This window comes from Halobacterium yunchengense (assembly GCF_037031165.1).
In the GTDB taxonomy this organism is placed as follows: domain Archaea; phylum Halobacteriota; class Halobacteria; order Halobacteriales; family Halobacteriaceae; genus Halobacterium; species Halobacterium yunchengense.
The window spans coordinates 752,786-770,442 of sequence record NZ_JAYEZL010000001.1; the positions used below are offsets into that span (position 1 = coordinate 752,786).

The 17,657-nt window shown below is 73.9% G+C and carries 20 protein-coding genes and 1 pseudogene; 10 read left to right on the forward strand and 11 right to left on the reverse strand.

What is annotated here, in order from left to right; all coding sequences use genetic code 11:
* The first annotated feature begins 25 nt into the window (after positions 1 to 25).
* Positions 26 to 517 carry a DUF7529 family protein gene (locus U5911_RS03820; RefSeq protein WP_336035410.1) on the forward strand — a complete coding sequence of 164 codons (492 nt, stop codon included), beginning with the start codon at positions 26 to 28 and terminating at the stop codon, positions 515 to 517.
* 91 nt (positions 518 to 608) lie between these two features.
* Here the strand turns inward: U5911_RS03820 and U5911_RS03825 are convergent, their stop codons facing one another.
* On the reverse strand, positions 609 to 1,235 hold the full coding sequence (locus tag U5911_RS03825; protein ID WP_336035412.1) for a DUF5806 family protein: 627 nt from the start codon (positions 1,233 to 1,235) through the stop codon (positions 609 to 611).
* A 278-nt stretch (positions 1,236 to 1,513) separates the two neighbouring features.
* On the opposite strand from U5911_RS03825, the gene U5911_RS03830 reads away from it, so the two are divergent.
* The 3 genes from U5911_RS03830 to U5911_RS03840 are packed head-to-tail and all read left to right on the forward strand — an operon-like array spanning position 1,514 to position 2,750.
* Positions 1,514 to 1,882, forward strand: a complete 369-nt coding sequence (locus U5911_RS03830) for a universal stress protein (RefSeq protein WP_336035413.1) — start codon at positions 1,514 to 1,516, stop codon at positions 1,880 to 1,882.
* Position 1,883: 1 nt separating this feature from the next.
* The gene (locus U5911_RS03835; protein ID WP_336035414.1) at positions 1,884 to 2,432 is read left to right on the forward strand and encodes a GNAT family N-acetyltransferase; all 549 of its coding nucleotides are present in this window, start codon (positions 1,884 to 1,886) and stop codon (positions 2,430 to 2,432) included.
* Between the two features lie 45 nt (positions 2,433 to 2,477).
* Positions 2,478 to 2,750: a hypothetical protein gene (locus U5911_RS03840; RefSeq protein WP_336035416.1), complete on the forward strand. Its 273-nt coding sequence runs from the start codon at positions 2,478 to 2,480 to the stop codon at positions 2,748 to 2,750.
* On the opposite strand, the gene U5911_RS03845 is transcribed toward U5911_RS03840, so the two are convergent.
* Positions 2,742 to 3,185 (reverse strand): universal stress protein, encoded by a 444-nt coding sequence (locus U5911_RS03845; RefSeq protein WP_336035418.1) that lies wholly within the window; start codon positions 3,183 to 3,185, stop codon positions 2,742 to 2,744. The genes U5911_RS03840 and U5911_RS03845 overlap by 9 nt on opposite strands.
* Before the next feature lie 112 nt (positions 3,186 to 3,297).
* On the opposite strand from U5911_RS03845, the gene U5911_RS03850 reads away from it, so the two are divergent.
* From U5911_RS03850 to U5911_RS03865, 4 genes are all read left to right on the forward strand, one after another.
* Positions 3,298 to 3,747: a universal stress protein gene (locus tag U5911_RS03850; protein WP_336035420.1), complete on the forward strand. Its 450-nt coding sequence runs from the start codon at positions 3,298 to 3,300 to the stop codon at positions 3,745 to 3,747.
* A 73-nt stretch (positions 3,748 to 3,820) separates the two neighbouring features.
* Positions 3,821 to 4,846: a hypothetical protein gene (locus U5911_RS03855; protein ID WP_336035422.1), complete on the forward strand. Its 1,026-nt coding sequence runs from the start codon at positions 3,821 to 3,823 to the stop codon at positions 4,844 to 4,846.
* An 80-nt stretch (positions 4,847 to 4,926) separates the two neighbouring features.
* Positions 4,927 to 6,069: a DHH family phosphoesterase gene (locus U5911_RS03860; RefSeq protein ID WP_336035424.1), complete on the forward strand. Its 1,143-nt coding sequence runs from the start codon at positions 4,927 to 4,929 to the stop codon at positions 6,067 to 6,069.
* A complete protein-coding gene (locus U5911_RS03865; RefSeq protein WP_336035426.1) occupies positions 6,066 to 6,869 on the forward strand; it encodes a BtpA/SgcQ family protein in 804 nt (267 codons plus the stop codon). The genes U5911_RS03860 and U5911_RS03865 overlap by 4 nt, the downstream gene beginning before the upstream one ends.
* Here the strand turns inward: U5911_RS03865 and U5911_RS03870 are convergent.
* From U5911_RS03870 to U5911_RS03880, 3 genes are read right to left on the reverse strand one after another with little or no spacing between them, the layout of a single operon-like run.
* Entirely contained in the window at positions 6,866 to 7,792 is a 927-nt protein-coding gene (locus tag U5911_RS03870; RefSeq protein ID WP_336035428.1) for a carbohydrate kinase family protein, read from the reverse strand. The two genes, U5911_RS03865 and U5911_RS03870, sit on opposite strands and share 4 nt — an antisense overlap.
* A 1-nt stretch (position 7,793) precedes the next feature.
* Complete coding sequence (locus U5911_RS03875) at positions 7,794 to 8,231, reverse strand: DUF5807 family protein (protein WP_336035430.1); 438 nt, start codon at positions 8,229 to 8,231, stop codon at positions 7,794 to 7,796.
* A 40-nt stretch (positions 8,232 to 8,271) separates the two neighbouring features.
* Entirely contained in the window at positions 8,272 to 8,688 is a 417-nt protein-coding gene (locus U5911_RS03880) for a 30S ribosomal protein S6e (RefSeq protein ID WP_336035432.1), read from the reverse strand.
* A 181-nt stretch (positions 8,689 to 8,869) separates the two neighbouring features.
* Between U5911_RS03880 and U5911_RS03885 the strand changes: the two are divergent.
* A pseudogene (locus tag U5911_RS03885) lies at positions 8,870 to 9,172 on the forward strand (WNWW family protein); the annotation flags it as partial.
* Here the strand turns inward: U5911_RS03885 and U5911_RS03890 are convergent.
* The 6 genes from U5911_RS03890 to U5911_RS03915 form a co-directional block, all read right to left on the reverse strand.
* Positions 9,169 to 10,191 carry an ABC transporter permease gene (locus U5911_RS03890; RefSeq protein WP_336035436.1) on the reverse strand — a complete coding sequence of 341 codons (1,023 nt, stop codon included), beginning with the start codon at positions 10,189 to 10,191 and terminating at the stop codon, positions 9,169 to 9,171. The pseudogene U5911_RS03885 and the gene U5911_RS03890 overlap by 4 nt on opposite strands.
* Positions 10,188 to 11,138: an ABC transporter ATP-binding protein gene (locus tag U5911_RS03895; protein ID WP_336035438.1), complete on the reverse strand. Its 951-nt coding sequence runs from the start codon at positions 11,136 to 11,138 to the stop codon at positions 10,188 to 10,190. The genes U5911_RS03890 and U5911_RS03895 overlap by 4 nt, the downstream gene beginning before the upstream one ends.
* Positions 11,131 to 12,525: a nitrous oxide reductase family maturation protein NosD gene (nosD, locus tag U5911_RS03900; protein ID WP_336035440.1), complete on the reverse strand. Its 1,395-nt coding sequence runs from the start codon at positions 12,523 to 12,525 to the stop codon at positions 11,131 to 11,133. Before nosD ends, U5911_RS03895 begins: the two co-directional genes overlap by 8 nt.
* 6 nt (positions 12,526 to 12,531) lie before the next feature.
* A complete protein-coding gene (locus U5911_RS03905) occupies positions 12,532 to 13,287 on the reverse strand; it encodes a hypothetical protein (protein ID WP_336035442.1) in 756 nt (251 codons plus the stop codon).
* A 198-nt stretch (positions 13,288 to 13,485) separates the two neighbouring features.
* The gene (gene nosZ, locus U5911_RS03910; RefSeq protein WP_336035444.1) at positions 13,486 to 15,486 is read right to left on the reverse strand and encodes a TAT-dependent nitrous-oxide reductase; all 2,001 of its coding nucleotides are present in this window, start codon (positions 15,484 to 15,486) and stop codon (positions 13,486 to 13,488) included.
* Positions 15,487 to 16,002, reverse strand: coding sequence for a plastocyanin/azurin family copper-binding protein (locus U5911_RS03915; RefSeq protein WP_336035445.1), 516 nt, complete (start codon positions 16,000 to 16,002; stop codon positions 15,487 to 15,489).
* A gap of 335 nt (positions 16,003 to 16,337) precedes the next feature.
* On the opposite strand from U5911_RS03915, the gene U5911_RS03920 reads away from it, so the two are divergent.
* Entirely contained in the window at positions 16,338 to 17,612 is a 1,275-nt protein-coding gene (locus U5911_RS03920; RefSeq protein WP_336035447.1) for an MBL fold metallo-hydrolase, read from the forward strand.
* Positions 17,613 to 17,657 lie beyond the last annotated feature (45 nt).

The following is a 17,657-nucleotide window of genomic DNA, read 5'->3' on the forward strand; positions in this document are numbered from 1 at the left end:
CCCCGGCGCTACCCGCCGTGCACACATGAGCGACAACCCCGCCGGCGGCACGCCGACGCAGGTCCAGGCGAGCGAGGGCTGGCAGGCGGTCATCGAGGACATGGAGGCGACCGCCGAGGCGTACCGCGACCGCGGCTGGACGACCCTGGAACTGCACCCCGGGGACGCCGTGCTCGTCGACTCCGAGCTGCGGACGGGCCTGGACGTCCTGCTGCCCGGCCCCGAGTACGAGGAGCTGGAGGCGCTCGCCGCGGACGCGTCGTTCGGCGAGGTGGACGTCTTCGGCGCGGAGAGCGGCGGCACGTACTACCTGCTCGTCGTGGAGAAGGCCCCCGAAAGCGAGACCGCGGTGTTCGTGCCGGCGTACTACGACGCGGGCGGCAGCCGCGAGACCCTCGAGGCCGTGCAGGCCGACGGCGAGCTCCGCCTGTTCTGCCGGCGCCTGAACGACGACTACGTGGAGTTCGTCCACCAGCACGTCGACCCGTTCCTCCCCGAGGCGCTGCGCGAGAACTGAGGAGGCGGCCGCGGCGGCGACGGGGACGGGACTGTTCAGTCGTGGGTTGGGTCACTCCTCGGACGCGAGACCGTTCCAGTCGCCAGCGGCGTCAGTCGTCGGCGTCGGCCTCGATGGTGTGCCCGCAGTTCGGGCACTCGGTGCCGTCGTGGCGGAGTTCGTCGCTGGCCGACCGGACGTCCCGCATCACCGACGAGATGCGCTCCTCGGCCTCGAGTTCGTCCTCGACGGAGAGGTCGACGCCCTCGACCTCCAGGAGGAACTTCGCGACCTCGGTCACCTCGTACATCAGGTCGTCGAGCTCGTCCGCGGTGAAGAACCCGCACATCGCGCCGTAGAGGAACGTCGCGCCCGCCATCCGCACCTTCTCCTCGAACGCCGACCGCGCCTGGTTGACGGCCTGCGGCGAGTACGTGTCGGTCATGAACGGCACCAGCTCCGGGAGGTTCTCCCCGATCTTCGTCATCTCCACGCCCGTCTCGGTGCGGAAGTCCGCGCACAGCCGCGCGATCGCCCACTCGCGGGCCGTGATGTACGTGCGGTCCCGGAGGAACTCGTTGACGCGCTCGTACTGCGCGCCGTCCATCTTCGAGAACCGCGTGTACTCGCGGACGTCCCGGGGGACGTCGTCGGTCGGCTCCTCGGTCGGCTCGTCGGCGACCGGCCGGACCGCCGGCGCGAGGTCCCAGTCGGCCGGCGAACCGCGTTCCTCTTGCATACCACCTCGTTGCCGGGTTCCGCGCAAAAGGGTGTCGGGGAGCGTCCGAGCGCAGCGAGGACGCTCCGAATCAGCGAGCGGAGAGCGCGTGGCCGACCGCTGGGAGGCCACGTCCGCGCGAGCGGCGACCGCCGGGAGCCGTGAGCGCAAGGGAGCCGCGAGCCGGGGAGCGTCCGAGCGCAGCGAGGACGCTCCGAATCAGCGAGCGGCGTCGTGGCACCGCAGCGCGCGGGTCGGGCGAGCAAACCCTTTTGGACCGACGCGCAGACACTCGGGGTATGAAAGTGCTGTTGGGCATCGGCGGCGCCGACGACTCGCTGGACGCGCTCTCGGAGACGGTGGCGCGGGCGGTGGAGGCGGGCGACGACCTGACGGTGGCGGTCGTGGAGAACCCGGAGAGCGACCGGGACCCCGAGGCGGTGGTCGCGGCGGCGCGCGAGGAGCTGGCGGACGCGGGGCTCGCGGAGGACGTGCGGCGGCTGTCCGGGGACCCGGGGAGTTCGCTCGTGGAGCTCGCGGAGTCCGAGGGGTTCGACCAGATCGTGCTCGGCGGCGGCCAGCGCAGCCCGATGGGGAAGATCCGGCTCGGACACATCGCGGAGTTCGTGCTGTTGAACGCGCGCGTGTCGGTGAAGCTGGTGCGGTAGCATGCCCGGGGAGCGCGTCTACCCGGAGGCGGCCGCCGACGAGTTCCCGCGGCCGCCCCGCGAGTTCGCCGACGCCGAGGGGCGGGACGTCGAGGTGCGGGCGTGGCGCGAGCACCACGAGCCGGGCAGCGAGGCGTTCGAGGCGCTCGTGGAGATGTACGCGGACTTCGACCCGGCGGACCGCGCGCAGGGCGTGCCGCCCGTCGGCGAGGACCGCATCCGGGAGTGGCTGGAGACGCTCCTCGAGCAGGACGGCTTCGACGTCATCGCGTGGCACGGCGACGCGGTGGCGGGCCACGCGACGCTGGTGCCGGACGACGAGTCGACCTACGAGCTCGCCATCTTCGTCCACCAGGACTACCAGGGCGCGGGCATCGGCACGAAGCTCATCGAGGCGCTGCTGGGGTACGGCCAGGCGGAGGGCGCGGAGTGCGTCTGGCTGACCGTCGAGCGGTGGAACCGGCCGGCGGTCGCGCTCTACGAGAAGGTGGGCTTCGAGACGGCGGCCGCGGAGAGCTTCGAGATGGAGATGGCCATCCGGCTGAACTGACCGGCGTGCGCGAGGTTTTTGGCGGCGCCGGCGGAAGCAGCGGCCATGGGCGACCCCGATTGGTCCGGCGAACACGTCTCCCGCGGGAACAAGTTCACCCTCCAGGTCGCGCTCGCGTGGCTGGCGTTGCTCGTCACGAACGCGGCGTTCGCCCGGACGGGCGCGCTCGGGTTCGCGTTCGTGGGGCTGGCGACGCTGTTCGCGACGTGGCTGTTGGTGCACGCGCTCTTCGAGCACGTCGACGCGCTCGTGAAGACGCGCATCGCGGAGGCGGACGGCGCCGGCGGCGAGGACGGGACCGCGGCGGCCTCAGACTGAGAGGACGGGCTGGCTGGCGTACAGGAGGACGTACTCGGCGGCCTTCTCGAGGACGTCCCCGGAGTCGCCGCGCAGCCCCTCCCGGGGGATCGTCAGGAAGTCCGCGGAGACGTCCTCGGCGGCGTCGAGGATGACGCTGCCGGGGTGCTGGAGCTTCCGCGTCGTGGAGAACCCGTACGCGATGGACGTGTCGACGTGCACGCCGTCGGGCGCGGCGGCCGCGAGGTCCGCGAGGAACACCTCCGTCTCGGCGGCGAGTTCGGACTCGTCGATCTCGCCGGCGTGGATGCCGCGGCTGACCGTCTCGCCGAGGACGTACAGCGCGTGGGCGTCCGCGCCGTACCGCTCGGCGACCGCGAACGCGTACTCGGCCGCGGTGACGGACGCGTCCGTCCCGTCCACGGGGACGAGGACGGTGTCCACTTCGATGCTCATGGCTGGTGGTGCGCGGGCGGGCTACTAAAACGCTCCGCGTGGCCCGGTCGGCGGCGGCCGGCCGCGGGCGCCCCGCGTGGGTTTAAGGGCGCGGGGCGCGGACCGTCCGGGTATGATAGAGACGGTGGTCATCGCGACCGACGGCTCCGAGAGCGTCGGGCGGGCCGTCGACGTCGCGCTGGACTTCGCCGAGCGGTTCGACGCGGCCGTGCACGCGCTGTACGTCCTCGAGGAGAGCGAGGTGGAGAGCGCGCCCGAGGAGGTCCGCGAGGAGATGCGGGACGCGCTCGCTGACCGCGGCGAGGACGCGGTCGCGGCGGTCGCGGACGCGGCCGGCCGGCGCGTGGAGACGGCGGTCCGCGAGGGCCGGCCGGCGGCGGAGATCAGCCAGTACGCCCGCGAGGTGGACGCGGACGTGGTGGCGACGGGGACGCGGGGCCGCCACGGCGAGAACCGCTTTCTCATCGGGAGCGTCGCGGAGCGCGTCGTGCGGACGTGTCCGGTGCCCGTGCTGACGGTGCGCCAGCTGGAGGACGGCGCGGACGTCGACGCGGCGGCGTGAGCGGCGGCGCGGAGTACAGCGGGCGTTTCGGTCCGCGCTGGGTTTTAGGCGGTGTCGGCCGGAGTGGGTCGTGATGCCCTCCACGAGCAGGCGGCGGTTCCTCGCGGCCGTCGGGGCGAGCGGCCTCGCCGCGGCGGCGGGGTGCAGCGCGCTCGGCGGCGGCCGGCCCGACGTGACCACGGGGAGCGGCCTCGGCGCGGACGCGAGCCACGCGCTCGACGACGAGACGGTGTACGTCGCCGGCGGCGAGAGCGACCTGCCGGAGCCACCGGAGACGGCGGCGTCGGTCGAGGACGCGGACGCCGTGCTCGCGACGCCGGACGCGGACCGCGTGGCGGTGGTTCGCGCGCTGCGCGCCGGGAAGCCGGTCGCGCTCGCGGGCGGCGACCCCGCGCTCGCGGTCCGGGGCGCGCTGGAAGCGGCGGGTGGCCGCACGTTCGGCGTGGAGTCGGTGCGCGCGCGGCCCGTGCCGGTCGCCGTCGCCGTTCCGCGGGGCGAGACCGTCGAGACGTTCACGGTCGTCGACGACGGCGGCTGGAGTCGGCCCGTGCTCGACCCGTTCGGGTGGGCGCTGACGGGGCGCGTGCCGGACTGCCAGACGTTCGTGCCGGAGTCGTCGGCGGACGACGAGTACGCGTACGCCGGCGCGGCGCACGTGGTCGGCCGCCTCGGCTCGGGGGAGGCGTACGCGTCGCGGTCGGTGGCGTCCGTCGCGCGGCGGGACGCCGGGACGTTCGTGCGCCTGCGGACGACGCTGCACGCCGAGGCCGACGACGGCTACGCGGTCGAACTCGCCGAACGGGAGGCGGACTTCCCGGACGACCAGCGCCTCCACCGGACGTGGCCGAACCCCCACACGCGGAGCGGCGTGCGGGTGGCGAACGTCTCGGACGCGACGCGGAGCACGTTCGCCGTCGAGGCGGAGCCGGCCAGCGACCGCGCGCGGAGCGCGCTGACCGCCTGCGGCGGCCTCCGCACCGAGGGCCGGCTGGCGTACGACCACCGGACTGCGTTCCGGTGGCAGCGCGACGGACTGCTGTCCCCGGACCGCCACTACGGTAGCGCGACCGGCCGCGGCGAGTGGGTCCTCGACCCCTGAGTGCGCCAGCACCGCGCGGGGCGTCCGCCGGCGGTTCGGCGAACCGCGGGGTTCTTTGCGCGGCCGGACCTCGTCGCGGTATGGAAGACTCCGTCATCGAGGACGAGGACCTGCCGCTGGAGCGGAAGTCCCTGCTCCCCGGGAAGGGCTTTTTCGTGCCCGACAGCGTCCACGAGGAGCGGAAGGACCGCGAGGTCCGCGAGCGCGCCGAGGGCGCGGACGTGCTCGTGGTCGCGGACCCGGACGCGGACGGCCTGGCCTGCGCGGCCATCGTCCGCGAGGTGTACGGCGAGGCGGCGCTGGTGCCGGCCGGCCCCCACGAGATCGAGGACGGCCTGCGCCGGGTCGCGGAGTTCGGCGCGGCGGACTGCACGGTGTTCGTCTGCGACCTCTGCCCGGACCGCTTCGCGTACGTCGCGGACGAACTCGCGTACGTCGTCGAGCACGCCGGCGACGTGCACTGGTACGACCACCACCAGTGGACCGAGGAGACCGCGCGGGCGGTGCGGGACGCGGGCGTCGACCTCGTAATCGGGGACAGCGACGAGGAGTGCACGGCGGACGTCGCGGTGCGGTCCGTCGACGCCGACCTGCCGCGGCACCTGAAGGAGCTCGCGGCGGTCACCCGCGACCACGACCTCTGGCTGAAGGAGGACCCGCGCAGCGACGACCTCGCGGACTACTCGTACTGGGTGGACGCCGACGAGTACATGGACGTCGTCCAGGAGCACGGCCCGGACCTCCCCGAGGACGTCATGGCGTACGTCGAAGAGCGCCGCGTGGAGAAGGACGAGCTCGTCCGGCGCGCGGTCGACCGCGCCGCCCTGAAGGAGGTCGGCGAGTGGACCGTCGGCGTGACGTACGGCCGGTGCTCGCAGAACGAGGTCGCGGAGGCGCTCCGCGAGCAGGGCGCGGACGCCGCCGTAGTCGTCAAGCCCTCCGGGAGCGCGAGCATCCGCGGCACGGAGTCCTTCCAGCGCGCCCACGAGGTCGCCCGCCAGGTCAACGGCGGCGGCCACCCGAAGGCGGCGGGCTGCAAGCCCGACGTCTACGAGGACATGCTCGACTACGCGAACCACTGGACCTCGCAGGGCGCGACCGCCAAGCAGGTCATCCTCGACGCGTTCCGGGGCCTCGAACCCGAAGGCGGCGGGGGCGACGGAGCCGACGAGGACGGCGGCGACGACGCCGGCAGCGGCGCGGCCGGCGACGCCGAGGAATGACCGTCCGGGTCGACTTCCCCGCGGACCGCCCGCTCGCGGGGATGGTCCACCTCGACGCGCTGCCGGGCGCGCCGTGCTTCGACGGCGACCGCGCGGCGGTTCGAGAGGCGGCGCTGCGGGACGCGCGCCGCCTCGAGGCCGGCGGCGTCGACGCGGTGCTCGTGGAGAACTTCGGGGACGCGCCGTTCCACGCGGACAGCGTCCCGAAGCACGTGGTGGCGTCGATGGCGGCGCTCGTCCGCGAGGTGGTCGCCGAGGTCGACGTGCCGGTGGGCGCGAACGTCCTGCGGAACGACGCCGAGGCGGCGGTGTCGGTGGCGGCCGCGGCCGGCGCGGACTTCGTGCGCGTGAACGTCCACACCGGCGCGCGGCTCACCGATCAGGGCGTCGTCGAGGGCGACGCCGCCGAGACGATGCGCCTGCGCGACCACCTGGACGCCGACGTTGCGGTGTTCGCCGACGTCGACGTGAAACACTCCGCGGCGCTCGCGGACCGGCCGCTGGGCGAGGCGGTCGACGAGTTGATCGAGCGGGGGCTCGCGGACGGCCTCGTCGCGAGCGGGCCGGGGACGGGCGCCGGGGCGGACCTCGACCACGTGCGAGCGGTCGCGGACGCGCGCGACGACGTCGACCCCGACGTGCCCGTGTTCGTCGGGAGCGGCGTCACGCAGGAGACCGTCGGCGAGACGCTGGACGCGGCCGACGGCGCCATCGTCGGCACCGCGCTCAAGGCGGGCGGCGAGACGACCGCGCCAGTCGACGAGGACCGCGTCCGCGCGCTCGTCGCCGCGAAACCCTAATCCTCGTTCTCGGGGAGGTCCGCGAGCGCGGGGAGCGCGCCGCGGGCCCCCTCGCTCGTGCAGTTCTGTGCGGCGGCGCGAGCGGCGACCCGGCCGGCCGTCGCTGCGTCGGCGTCGCCGAGCACCCACGCGTGAATCAGCGCCGCGGTGAACGCGTCGCCGGCGCCGGTCGTGTCCACGGCGTCGACCCGTTCGGCGGGGACGCGCTCGGCGCCGTCCGTGCCGGCGCTCGCGAGGTGCGCGCCGTCCGCGCCCTCGGTGACCGCGACCCTGTCGGCGCCGGCCTCGCGGAGGCGTTCGGCGGCGCCGGCCGGTCCGCGGTCGAGGTGCGAGCGCGCCGCGACCTCGTTCGCGACGAAGAGGTCCGCGGCCGCCGCGGCGGCGTCGATGGTCGCCGGCGTCGCGCCGCGGCCGTCCAGTTCCGACAGCGGACCGGCGAGGTCGAACGCCAGCGCCGCGAGTTCGCCGCGCTCGCGCAGGGCCACGAGTTCCGAGACCGCCGGGTCGGGCGCGTACGCGCTCGTGAAGACGCAGTCGGCCTCGCGGAGGCGGTCGCGGTCGGCGTCCGCGAGGCGGAGGCCGGGGACGCTGTCGCCGCCGGCGACGATCATGCGGTCGCCGCCCGGGGAGCGCAGAATCAGCGTGTAGGAGGTGTCGTCGCCGCCGCGCCGCACGCCGTCGGCGTCGACGCCCCACTCGTCGAGGGACGCGAGCACGCGGTCGCCGGCGTCGTCGCGGCCGACCCTGGAGACCACGGCGGCGTCGTGGTCGAGGGCGGCGAGCGCGCACGCGACGTTCGCCGCGACGCCGCCCGCGCGCTCCGCGTAGCTCCGGACGAACGCGCCGCCGTCGGGTTCGGGGAGGTTCGAGAGCGCGTAGACGCGGTCGAGGACCGCGCTCCCGACGGCGACGACGCGCGCCATCTCAGCGCTCGCCCGCGACCCACTTGTCCGAGTACGCCGTCCCGCACGAGCAGTAGACGTACGCGTGAATCACGTCGCCCTCCGCGTACAGGCCGCCGACGTCCTCGTTCTGGGCTTCCGCAAACGAGAACACGAACTCGGCGTCGTGGCCGCCGGGGCCGTCGGCGGCGTTCGGGCACTCGCCGCCCACGAGGTCGCTGTCCACGCGCCCGGGGTTGTCCATCGCGGCGGACCCGAAGTCCATCGCCGCCATCCCCGTGATCGTCTGGAAGACGCTGCGGCCGCGCTCGCCGTCCACGACGAGGACGACCCCGTTCCCGACGCGCTCTGCGTCCTCGCGGTCGGCGAGCTCGTCGACGTCGGAGACGTACGACTCCGCGAGGTAGAGTGCGACGTGGTCAGTTCGGTTCCCGGCGAGATACGCGTCGTAGTCGCTCACGAACCCGGGTACGCCGCCGGCCCGAAAAAGCGTGGCGCTGTCAGGCCTCGGCGGCCTCGGCCTCGTCGTCTGCTTCGCCCTCGCCGTACAGGGACTCGACGGACTCCTCGCCGCGCTCGCGGACGGAGACGTTGAGCTGGGCGGTGTCGTCGGAGACCTCGCGGCCGCGGACGGTGACGCGCTTGCGCTCGCCGTCGTCGGTCGGGTTGAAGCCGGTGCCGCCGGTCAGCAGGACGTCCTGGAGGTCGCTGCCGGCGACGTCCTCGCGCATCGGCCGCCCGGCGGTGTCGCTGCCGCCCGTGATCTCGACCGTGTAGCCCTCGAGGTCGACTGCGCCGCCGTCGACCTCGTCGCCGATCTCGCGGCCGATGAAGCGGTTCGCGTCCTGTCCGTCGACCTCGCGCTGGTAGCTTCGCCCCGACTCGGGGTCGGAGACGACGACCTGGAACGTAGCCATGCGTGAAACGAGTCCGGCGTGATTCAAAAACCCGTCGAAGCCGCGAGCGGTCGAGTCACGCGGCGGCGGCGGTGATTCGAGGGAGTTCGCCGTACCGGAGCGGCCGATCGGGCCGGTACCCGGGCGAGGCCGCCGCGGACCGGCCACTCGCCACCCGAGCGTTGATGCGGCGGACCGCCCAACGACGAGGCGGATGGACCGCGAACTGCTGATGTTGCACCTCCGGCAGGCGTTCGGCGGGTCGCCAGCGGAGCGGCGCGCGGTCGCGCGGACGGCCGGCGACCTCGCGGACGCCGGCAAACTCGAGGCCGACCTCGGCGCGGAGCTGACGCCGGCGTTCGTCGTCGAACAGCTGGGGGACGCCCCCGAGGGGTCGCCCGCGGAGCGCTGGAACTGGTGGATGGGCGCGCTGGAGGCGAGCCACGGCGGCTACCGGCGGTTCCGCGTGCGGACGTGGGCGGACGGGGCGGACGGGGCGGACTAGAGGGAGCGCCGCCGGAACGCCGCGACGGCGGCGGCGAGGGGGACCGCGGTCCAGGCGGCGAGCGCGGCGGCGAGCGCCGTCGGCTCGAGGCTCGCGGTCTCGAGGACGCCGGCGATGCCGCCCGCGGTGGTGGGGATGCCGCTCAGGACGAGCACGCGGAACAGGTCCGCGGGGTTGAGCAGGACCGCCGCGCTGACCGCCCACTGCGGGAGGTCGAGCGTGGCGACGAGGCCGAGCGCGGCGAGGTCGTGGACGAGCACGAACCACACCCAGGTCGCGAGCACGGCGCCGAGCGCGTGGGTCTTCTCGCCGGCGAGCGTGGACGCGAGGACGCTCACGGCGAGGAACGCCAGCGCCGCGGCGACCGCCGACAGCACGACCGCCGCGTACGCCCCCAGCGCGCTCGCGCCCGCGTAGCGGACGAGGAGCGCGCCGCCGACCGCGAACCCGACGAGCATGCCGCCCCCGAGCGCGGCGGCGCGCCCGAGGTACTTGCCGACGACGACCGACGCACTCGAGAGCGGGAGCGCCGCGAGCAGCTCCAGGCTGCCGGACTCGTCGGCGCCGACGACGGCGTCGTAGCCGACCGCGAGCGCGGCCAGCGGCACGAGGTAGACGCCGACCTGCGCGAAGCTCGCGAGCACGGCGTCGACGCGCGCCGGCCCGACACCGGAGCCCCCGAGGAACACCAGCGACGCGGAGAACAGCGCGAACAGGACGGCGACGCCGACCGCCCACCGCCGCCGCACCGCGAGCCGGTACTCGCGGACGGCGACCTGCGCGGCGCCCACGGCGGTGCCGCGGAGGTCCACGCCGGCCGCGGCGTCGGTCTCGCCGACGGCCTCCCCGCCGATGCGGTCGGCGTGGTCGGCGTCGCGGTCGAGGCGGTCGGCGTGGTCGGCCTCCCGACCGAGGCGGGCGTCGACGCCGGAGGCGGCCTCCGTGCCGCCGTCCGTGGCGGGCCCGCTATCCGGAACGACCTCGTCGCCGCCGTCGGGAACGGACTCATCGTCGGTCATCGCCGCTCACCTCCGTCTGCCGCGAGGTGGACGCGGCGGTCGGCGCCGACGGTCTCCCGGAACACGGCCTCGAGGCCGGGTTCGGCGACCTCCACGTCCGCGACGTCGGCGGCGTCGCGGAGCGCGTCGAGGACGTCGAAGACGCGCTCGCGGCGGCACTCGAGGCGGACGCGGGGCGGGTCCGCGGTCGCGTCGACGACGCCGTCGACGTCGCCGATGCGGTCGGCGACCGCGGCGGGGTCGCCGGCGACCGTCGAGACCACGGAGACCGCGTCGCCGGCGGTCCGCCGGAGGTCCGCCACGTCGCCCTCGACGCTGACGGCGCCGTCGTCGAGGACGACGACGCGGTCGCAGAGCCGCTCGACCTCGGGGAGGACGTGCGAGGTCAGGACGACGGTGACGTCGGTCTCCCGGGAGAGCGCCGCCACGACCTCGTGGAAGTCGGCGACGCCGGCCGGGTCGAGGGCGGCCGTCGGCTCGTCGAGCAACAGCACGTCGGGGTCGCCGACGAGCGCGGTCGCGAGCCCGAGCCGGCGGTTCATGCCGTTCGAGTAGCCGCCGACCGCGCGGTCCGCGACGTCCGCGAGCCCCACGGTCGTCAGCACGCGCTCGACGCGGCGGGCGCGGCCGGCGACGCCGCGCACGCGAGCGTGGAAGTCCAGGACCTCGCGGCCCGTGAACGACGGCGGGAACCCCGCGCGCTCGGGGAGGTAGCCGACGCGCTCGCGGAGCGCGGTGTCCGCGGCCGGCGGCAGGTCCGCGACCGCGACGTCGCCGGCGTCCGGCGTCTCGTGGCCGACGAGCAGCTTGAACAGCGTGGTCTTGCCCGCCCCGTTCCGGCCGACGAGGCCGACCGTCTCCCCGCGCGCGACGCTGAGGGAGACGCCGTCGAGGGCGGTGACGGTGCCGTAGGTCTTCCGGACGTCTCGGAGTTCGATGTCACTCATAGTACTGCCTCCAGTCGTCGTGTGCCGGCGCGGCGAGCGGGTGGTGGTCGACGACGCCGGGCGTCTCCGCGAGCGGGACGCTGCGGCCGGCGAGCCGCACCGCGTCGAACGCCGGGCTGGACGCGAACACCTCCGTCGCCGGCCGGCTGCGGGTCAGCCGGTCGAGCGCGCCGGTCGCCTGGTACCGGACCTCGCTGACGCCGTCGTGGTCGACGTCGACCGGCCGCGCGTCGCTCCAGTAGTTCCCGCGGTCGCTGTCGTTCCACGCCACCCGCTCGCCGACGACCGCCTTCATCGCGTCGCCGTTCCGGACGAAGGAGTTGCCGTGGCCGCGCTCGCGGACGCTGCCGGCGGTGAGGTGGACGCCGACGTCGTTGGCGAGCACGAGGTTGTCCGCGATCGCGTCGTCCACGGAGTTGTACACGAACACGCCGTTCTCGTTGCCGACGAGGTCGTTCCCGGCGACGGTGGAGTGGTCGACCTCCTTGAGGAGCACGCCGTGGCCGCTCGTCCCCCTGTTGTCGAACGCGACGTTGTCCACGATCTCGAGGTCGTCGGAGACCATCAGCGCGTACCCGACGTCGTTGCCGAACGCGGTGTTGTTCGCGAGGCGGTTCCGGTCGGAGTACATGTAGTGGACGCCGTACCGGAGGTCCCAGAGCTCGTTCCCGCCGGCGCGGACGCCGCTGCTCCAGGAGAAGTAGACGCCGTCGCGGGCGTCCGTGACGCGGTTGTCGAGGACGCGCGCGTCGGTGGCGCGCCACAGCTGGATGCCGTTGCCGCGGTCGGACCGCCGCTCGACGCCGTCGCGACCGACGATGGTGGTGTTCTCGATGCGGGCGTCCGGCACGCCGTCCACCCAGACGCCGAACGTGGTGTCGGTGACGCGGGCGTCCGCGACGGTCGCGTCCGCGCCGTTCACCCAGACGGCGGCGTCCTCGTCTGCGGTGCTGTACCCGGCGTTCCGGACCCAGACGTCGCGGACGGTGACGCCGTCGGCGGCCACCGTGAGCACGTCCCCGGTCTCGTCGCCGGAGACGACCGCGTCGTCGGGCGACGCGCCAGCGACGGTGACGTTCGGCGTGTCGACGGTGACCGGGCCCTCGACGTGTCCGTCGACGCGGACGGTGTCGCCGGGCTCGGCGGCGTCGACGGCCGCCCGCAGGGAGTCGTACTGCCGGCCGTCGACGGACGCCGTCCCCTCGCCGGCCGGGCCGAGTGCCTCGCTCGGCGCGGGGAAATCGTACTCGTCGGGGACCGACCGGTCGAGCTCCAGGGCCGCCCGGCCGTCGGGCGGCCCGCCGGGCGCGGCGACCGCGGCGCCGACGCTCGCCACGAGGACGACGGCGGCCGCGACAGCGAACCCGGCCTCGAAGCGTTCAGCCACGGGCGGTCACCTCCCCGCCTCCGCGTCCCCCGTGCGCGCCGGGTCCTCGCCGGCGGGCTCCGTGTCGCCGCCGCGGCGGCCGACGCGCGCGGCCAGCGACCCCGCGACGTCCCGCGGCGTCGCGTCGCTGTCCCGGAAGAAGAACGCGACGACGAGCAGCGCCACGGCCGCCACCGCCACGTACGCGCCCAGCCCGAACCGGCTGTGGCTCGTGATGTTCGCCACCTGGTAGGACCCCCACAGCGGCGGCGTGAACCCCGAGACGCCCATCACGGGCGCGTCCGGGTCGAGCGTGTGGCCGGCCTGGTAGAGCCGGTACTGGATGTCCGCGAGCAGCACGCCGAACACCACCACGGTGCCGACGAGCTGGGCGGTGAGCCCGCGCTTCAGGCGCTCCGCGTCCGGCGCGAGCGCGACGAACGCCGCGCACGCCGACACCGCGACGAACGCCAGCGGCCCGAGCGACCACTCCGGCACGTCGACCGCACGCGGGTGTGGCTCGTAGTTCGGCTGCCAGTAGACGGGGTCGGGGTAGTAGAAGCCGATGTACTTGTTGAGGTTCGCCATCTCCACGTAGTCGCCGGCGATGCGCGGGTAGGCGTACAGCTGGAGGCGCAGCGTCGTGTCCGGGTACTGGACGGCGTCGACGGCGATGCGCCACATCGGGAACAGCAGCGCCGCGACGAACAGCGCCGCCGCCACCAGCGGGAGCCCGCGGCGCAGTTCGAGGAACGCCGACGCGTCCGGTTTCTCGTAGTCCATTGGGTGTCACCTGCCGGGGTTCGGGGGACGAACCACCGGTCGCGGCCGCGCGGGCCGCCGGCGGCGCACGCGCGCCGCCGGCACCCCTGACGGCCGCCGGTGTTCGCCGCGACCGCGGACCGGTCGTCGCAGGCCGACCGGGTCGTCGCGTGGACGACAGACGGGGAGTCAGTCGTCGCGTGGACGACAGACGGGGAGTCAGTCGTCGCGCGGTTCCACGAGCATCCGCGAGCGCATCTCCAGGTGGAGCGCGCTGCAGAAGTACGTGCAGTACACCCAGTAGACGCCCGGCTCGTCGGCGGTGAACGTCGCCTCGCGGGTGTCCTGGGGGGCGATGGCGAGGTGGACGTCGTGCTCGGGGACGGCGACGCCGTGGATGACGTCGCGGACGCCCTCGATGTTCGTGACGGTGAGCGTCACCTCGTCGCCCTCCTTCACGGTGAAGTCCTTCAGGCCGTACTCCGAGCGCATCGAGGACGTCTTCACCTCGACGGAGCGCTCGCCCGTGCGCTCGACCCTGGAGTTCTCCTTCGTGACGTACTCCTTCTCGCCCTCGTAGTCGGCCCGGTCCCACGTCGTCGCGGGGTCGAGCTTGTCGCGGTGCGCGAACACGCAGTCGTGGGGCTCGGGGTACGCCGGGTGGTCGGCGACCAGCTCCATCTCCGTGTCGCCCTGGCCGATGTAGATGAGCTGGTCGTTGTCCGGGTGGATCGGGCCGACCGGCAGGAACCGGTCCTTCGAGAGCTTGTTCAGGCTGACCAGCCACTCGCCGTCCGGGTCGACGGTCATCGCCTCCAGCGCCTGGATGTGGCCGGGGTTGTAGTGGACGTCCTGCTTCTCGACGACCGGCTCGCTGGAGCCGGTGTCGGCCTCGACGGCCGCCTCGATGTCCCACTTCGCGCACTGGGAGTCGATGAACAGCGACGTGTACGCGTGCCCGTTCCCGTCGAAGGTCGTGTGCAGCGGCCCGAGGCCGACCTTCGGCCGGCCGGCGACGACGTCCTCGGGGTCGCTGGACTCCTCGAGGGCGGCGATGTCGATCATCGTCACCGTCGGGGAGAGCTTCCCGGCGACGAACGCGTAGTCGCCGTCCGGGCCGACCTCCACGCAGTGCGGGCTCTTCGGCGTCGGGATGTACCGCACGATGGGGTCGTCGCCGCGGTTCAGGTCGCTGTCGCGGGTGCCGTCGACGATGGGGACGCCGTTGACCTCCTCGTACTCGCCGGCCTCGACGGCCTCCTCGATGGCGGGCACGTCGAAGGCCTTCACGTAGTCGCGGTCGTCGCGGGTCATCTCGGAGACCACGACGCCCTCCTCGTCGTTGTACGCCGAGGCGATGGCCCACCGGCCGTCCTTGTCGGTGTCGACGATGTCGAGGTTGCCGTCGACCTCGACCTGCCACTGGGTCTCCATCGACTCGGGGTCGACCGCGGAGAACAGCGACGTGTACTCGCCGGGGTCGTCGAGGTCGCGGCCGTCGTTCGGCAGCGGCGTGCGGAACTCGCCGTTCCCGAAGATGTAGCCCGTGTCCGGGCTCTGGACGGCGCAGCCGTGGATCGCCTGGACGTTCGGGACGTCCGTGATGGCGTCCGTCTCGAAGTACTTCAGGTTCACGCGGGCGATGCGGCCGTTGGCCTTGTCGTTCACCCAGAGGTACTCGCCGTCGTAGTCGCCGTCCGTCTCCGACAGCACGGGGTGGTGGTTGTCCCCCCACGTGTAGCCGCCGGACTCCGCGAGCAGTTCGGCGGTCTGGTCGTCGAAGCCGTAGCCGCGGCTGGCCTCCCTGTTGAACACGGGGATGCGCATCAGTTCGCGCATCGAGGGGATGCCGACGATGCGGATCTCGCCGGACTGGCCGCCCGACCAGAAGCCGTAGTACTCGTCGTGTTCGCCCGGCGCCACCTTGTGGTCGGGCGCCCCCGACTCCGAGGACTTCGCGGTGGTCGTGTTGCCGCCGCCGCCGACGAGGTTGCCGGAACAGCCCGCGAGCCCGGCCATCGCGCCGGTGGCGGCGCCCGCCTTCACGAAGTCCCGCCGGCCGAGTTCGAGGCCGGCGAGTTCCAGCGTGGTGTCCTCGTCGCCGCGGGGCGTCGGTTCGTCGACGTCAGCCAGCAGGTCCTCGAGTTGCCGTTCGTGGCGCTCGACGACGTCCGCGGGGTCGAGGGCGTCTCCGGACTCGCTGGGGTCGTCTGCCGCCATCTACACCACCCTGACGTAGCCGACCATCCCGTTCATCTCGTGGGGGATGCAGTAGTACTCGTACGTGCCGGTCGTCTCGAAGGTGTGCTCGTAGGTCTCGCCTTCCGGGACGTCGCCGCCCTGGTCGCTGTTGTAGCCGTCCACGGCGGCCTGCTCGGAGTCGTAGTCCCCGGACGCGAAGTACTCGGCGCCGTCCGGAATCGCGTCCTCGTAGGCCGTGACGGTGTGGCCGACCGCGCCCGTGGTCTGCCACGTGACCGTCGTGCCGGCCTCGACTTCGATGCGCGCTGGCTCGTAGACGAGCTCGTCGGTCATCTCGACCGTCGAGGTCTGCTCGTACTGTTCGCCGCCGCTCCCGGAGTCGCTCTCCGTGGTGGCGGCGGTCGTCTCGTCGCCACCGTTCCCGTCGCCGCCGTTCCCGTCGCCGTCACCCCCGCCGCCGGTACAGCCGGCGAGCGCCACCGCGCCGACAACGCCAGTGCTAGCGAGAACCCGTCGTCGTGTGTAGTGGTCCATTGTTGCCTCACCTCGGCGGTCACAGCCGGGTACACGTAAACCGGCGAGCAGGCTACAGCGACGCGGGAACGCGACCGAACATGTTGTCCGGTGGGTTGAGGGGAGCGGGTTGTGAAGTGCTCTCACGGGACGTGGAGGCCGCGCGTCTCGGCGCCGGCACGACAGCGAACCGGCGAACAGCCGCAGGTGCGCGCGCCCACACCGGCTGTGGGGCGCGCTCGCCGGCGACCCCAGGCACGTCCACGAACCCGTGGGGCGCGCTCGCCGGCGGCTGTGGGGCGTCCGCGTGCGGCGCGAACCGGTGGACGGAAACCCCGGCGCCCGCTACCGCGAGTATGGACGTGCGGTTCCTCGGCGGCGCGCGCGAAGTCGGCCGCAGCGCGATTCTCGTCGACGACTCGCTACTGTTGGACTACGGCGTGAAACCCGGGACGCCGCCCCGGTACCCCGTCGGCGACGTCGACCCGGACGCCGTCGTCGTCAGCCACGGCCACCTCGACCACGCCGGCGCCGTCCCCGCGCTCGTCGCCGGCGACCGCCGCCCGCCCGTGCACTGGACGCCGCCCACGCGGGACCTGACGCGCCTGCTCGCGAAGGACACCCTCAAACTCCAGGGCGCGAGCAGGGGCCCGGGCACCGGCAACGCGCGGGGCGGCCGCTACGACTGCCCGTTCACGCGCGCGGAGGTCGCCCGGCTCGGCGAGGTCTCCGAGCCGCACGGCTACGGCGAGCCGTTCGACGCGGCCGGCTACGAGGTCACGCTCTTCGACGCCGGTCACATCCCCGGGAGCGCGCACGTACTGGTGGACGACGGGGACACGCGGCTGTTGTACACGGCGGACTTCAACACCGAGGACCAGCGCCTGCTCTCGGGGACGACCGCCAGGCCGGACGCCGACGTCGTGATCACCGAGTCCACGTACGCGGACGTCGCGCGCGAGGACCGCGCGAGCATCGAGGACCGGTTCGCGACGGCCGTCCGGGAGACGGTTCGGGGCGGCGGCACCGCCGTCGTCCCCGCGTTCGCCATCGGCCGCACGCAGGAGCTCGCGATGGTCTGTCACGCCCACGACGTCGACTGCTACGTCGACGGCATGGGCGTCGCCGTCACGGAGCGCTTCAGGCGGACCAGCGAGTTCCTCCGGGACCCCGACGCCTTCCTCCGGGCGTGTGGGCACGCGCGCTTCCTCGATGCGTCCACGCGGGACGGCCAGCGCCGCCGCATCGCGGACGAGCCCACGGCCATCGTGACGACGGCCGGGATGCTCTCCGGCGGCCCCGCGATGACGTACGTGCCCGCGGTCGCGGGCAACCCCCAGCACCTCGTCGCGCTCACGGGCTACCAGGTCGCGGGGACGCCGGGACGGGAGCTCCTCGAGACGGGGAGCGCCGAACTCGGCGGCCGGCACCGCCGGGTCGCCGCGCGCGTCCGCGAGTTCGACTTCTCCGCGCACGCCGACCGCGACGGCCTCCTGGGCTTCCTCGAGGACTACCGCGGCAGCCGCGTGCTCGTCGACCACGGCGACCGCTGCGCGGACTTCGCCGCGGAACTGCGCGCGGACGGCTTCGACGCGAGCGCGCCCGAGCGCGGCGAACGCGTCGCGCTGTAGGACGCCTGGCGGCCGACAACGAGGCGGTCCGTCGTCGCTCGCGCC

Excerpts from the sequence above, each read along its gene's own strand:
- U5911_RS03845 (WP_336035418.1), bottom strand. The coding sequence starts at position 3,185 with ATGAGCATCGAAGTGGACACCGTCCTCGTCCCCGTGGACGGGACGGAC.
- U5911_RS03865 (WP_336035426.1), top strand. The coding sequence starts at position 6,066 with ATGACCGTCCGGGTCGACTTCCCCGCGGACCGCCCGCTCGCGGGGATG.
- U5911_RS03825 (WP_336035412.1), bottom strand. The coding sequence starts at position 1,235 with ATGCAAGAGGAACGCGGTTCGCCGGCCGACTGGGACCTCGCGCCGGCG.
- U5911_RS03855 (WP_336035422.1), top strand. The coding sequence starts at position 3,821 with ATGCCCTCCACGAGCAGGCGGCGGTTCCTCGCGGCCGTCGGGGCGAGC.
- U5911_RS03920 (WP_336035447.1), top strand. The coding sequence starts at position 16,338 with ATGGACGTGCGGTTCCTCGGCGGCGCGCGCGAAGTCGGCCGCAGCGCG.
- U5911_RS03870 (WP_336035428.1), bottom strand. The coding sequence starts at position 7,792 with ATGGCGCGCGTCGTCGCCGTCGGGAGCGCGGTCCTCGACCGCGTCTAC.
- U5911_RS03820 (WP_336035410.1), top strand. The coding sequence starts at position 26 with ATGAGCGACAACCCCGCCGGCGGCACGCCGACGCAGGTCCAGGCGAGC.
- U5911_RS03860 (WP_336035424.1), top strand. The coding sequence starts at position 4,927 with ATGGAAGACTCCGTCATCGAGGACGAGGACCTGCCGCTGGAGCGGAAG.
- U5911_RS03830 (WP_336035413.1), top strand. The coding sequence starts at position 1,514 with ATGAAAGTGCTGTTGGGCATCGGCGGCGCCGACGACTCGCTGGACGCG.
- U5911_RS03915 (WP_336035445.1), bottom strand. The coding sequence starts at position 16,002 with ATGGACCACTACACACGACGACGGGTTCTCGCTAGCACTGGCGTTGTC.
- U5911_RS03880 (WP_336035432.1), bottom strand. The coding sequence starts at position 8,688 with ATGGCTACGTTCCAGGTCGTCGTCTCCGACCCCGAGTCGGGGCGAAGC.
- U5911_RS03840 (WP_336035416.1), top strand. The coding sequence starts at position 2,478 with ATGGGCGACCCCGATTGGTCCGGCGAACACGTCTCCCGCGGGAACAAG.
- U5911_RS03890 (WP_336035436.1), bottom strand. The coding sequence starts at position 10,191 with ATGACCGACGATGAGTCCGTTCCCGACGGCGGCGACGAGGTCGTTCCG.
- U5911_RS03905 (WP_336035442.1), bottom strand. The coding sequence starts at position 13,287 with ATGGACTACGAGAAACCGGACGCGTCGGCGTTCCTCGAACTGCGCCGC.
- U5911_RS03895 (WP_336035438.1), bottom strand. The coding sequence starts at position 11,138 with ATGAGTGACATCGAACTCCGAGACGTCCGGAAGACCTACGGCACCGTC.
- U5911_RS03850 (WP_336035420.1), top strand. The coding sequence starts at position 3,298 with ATGATAGAGACGGTGGTCATCGCGACCGACGGCTCCGAGAGCGTCGGG.
- U5911_RS03835 (WP_336035414.1), top strand. The coding sequence starts at position 1,884 with ATGCCCGGGGAGCGCGTCTACCCGGAGGCGGCCGCCGACGAGTTCCCG.
- nosZ (WP_336035444.1), bottom strand. The coding sequence starts at position 15,486 with ATGGCGGCAGACGACCCCAGCGAGTCCGGAGACGCCCTCGACCCCGCG.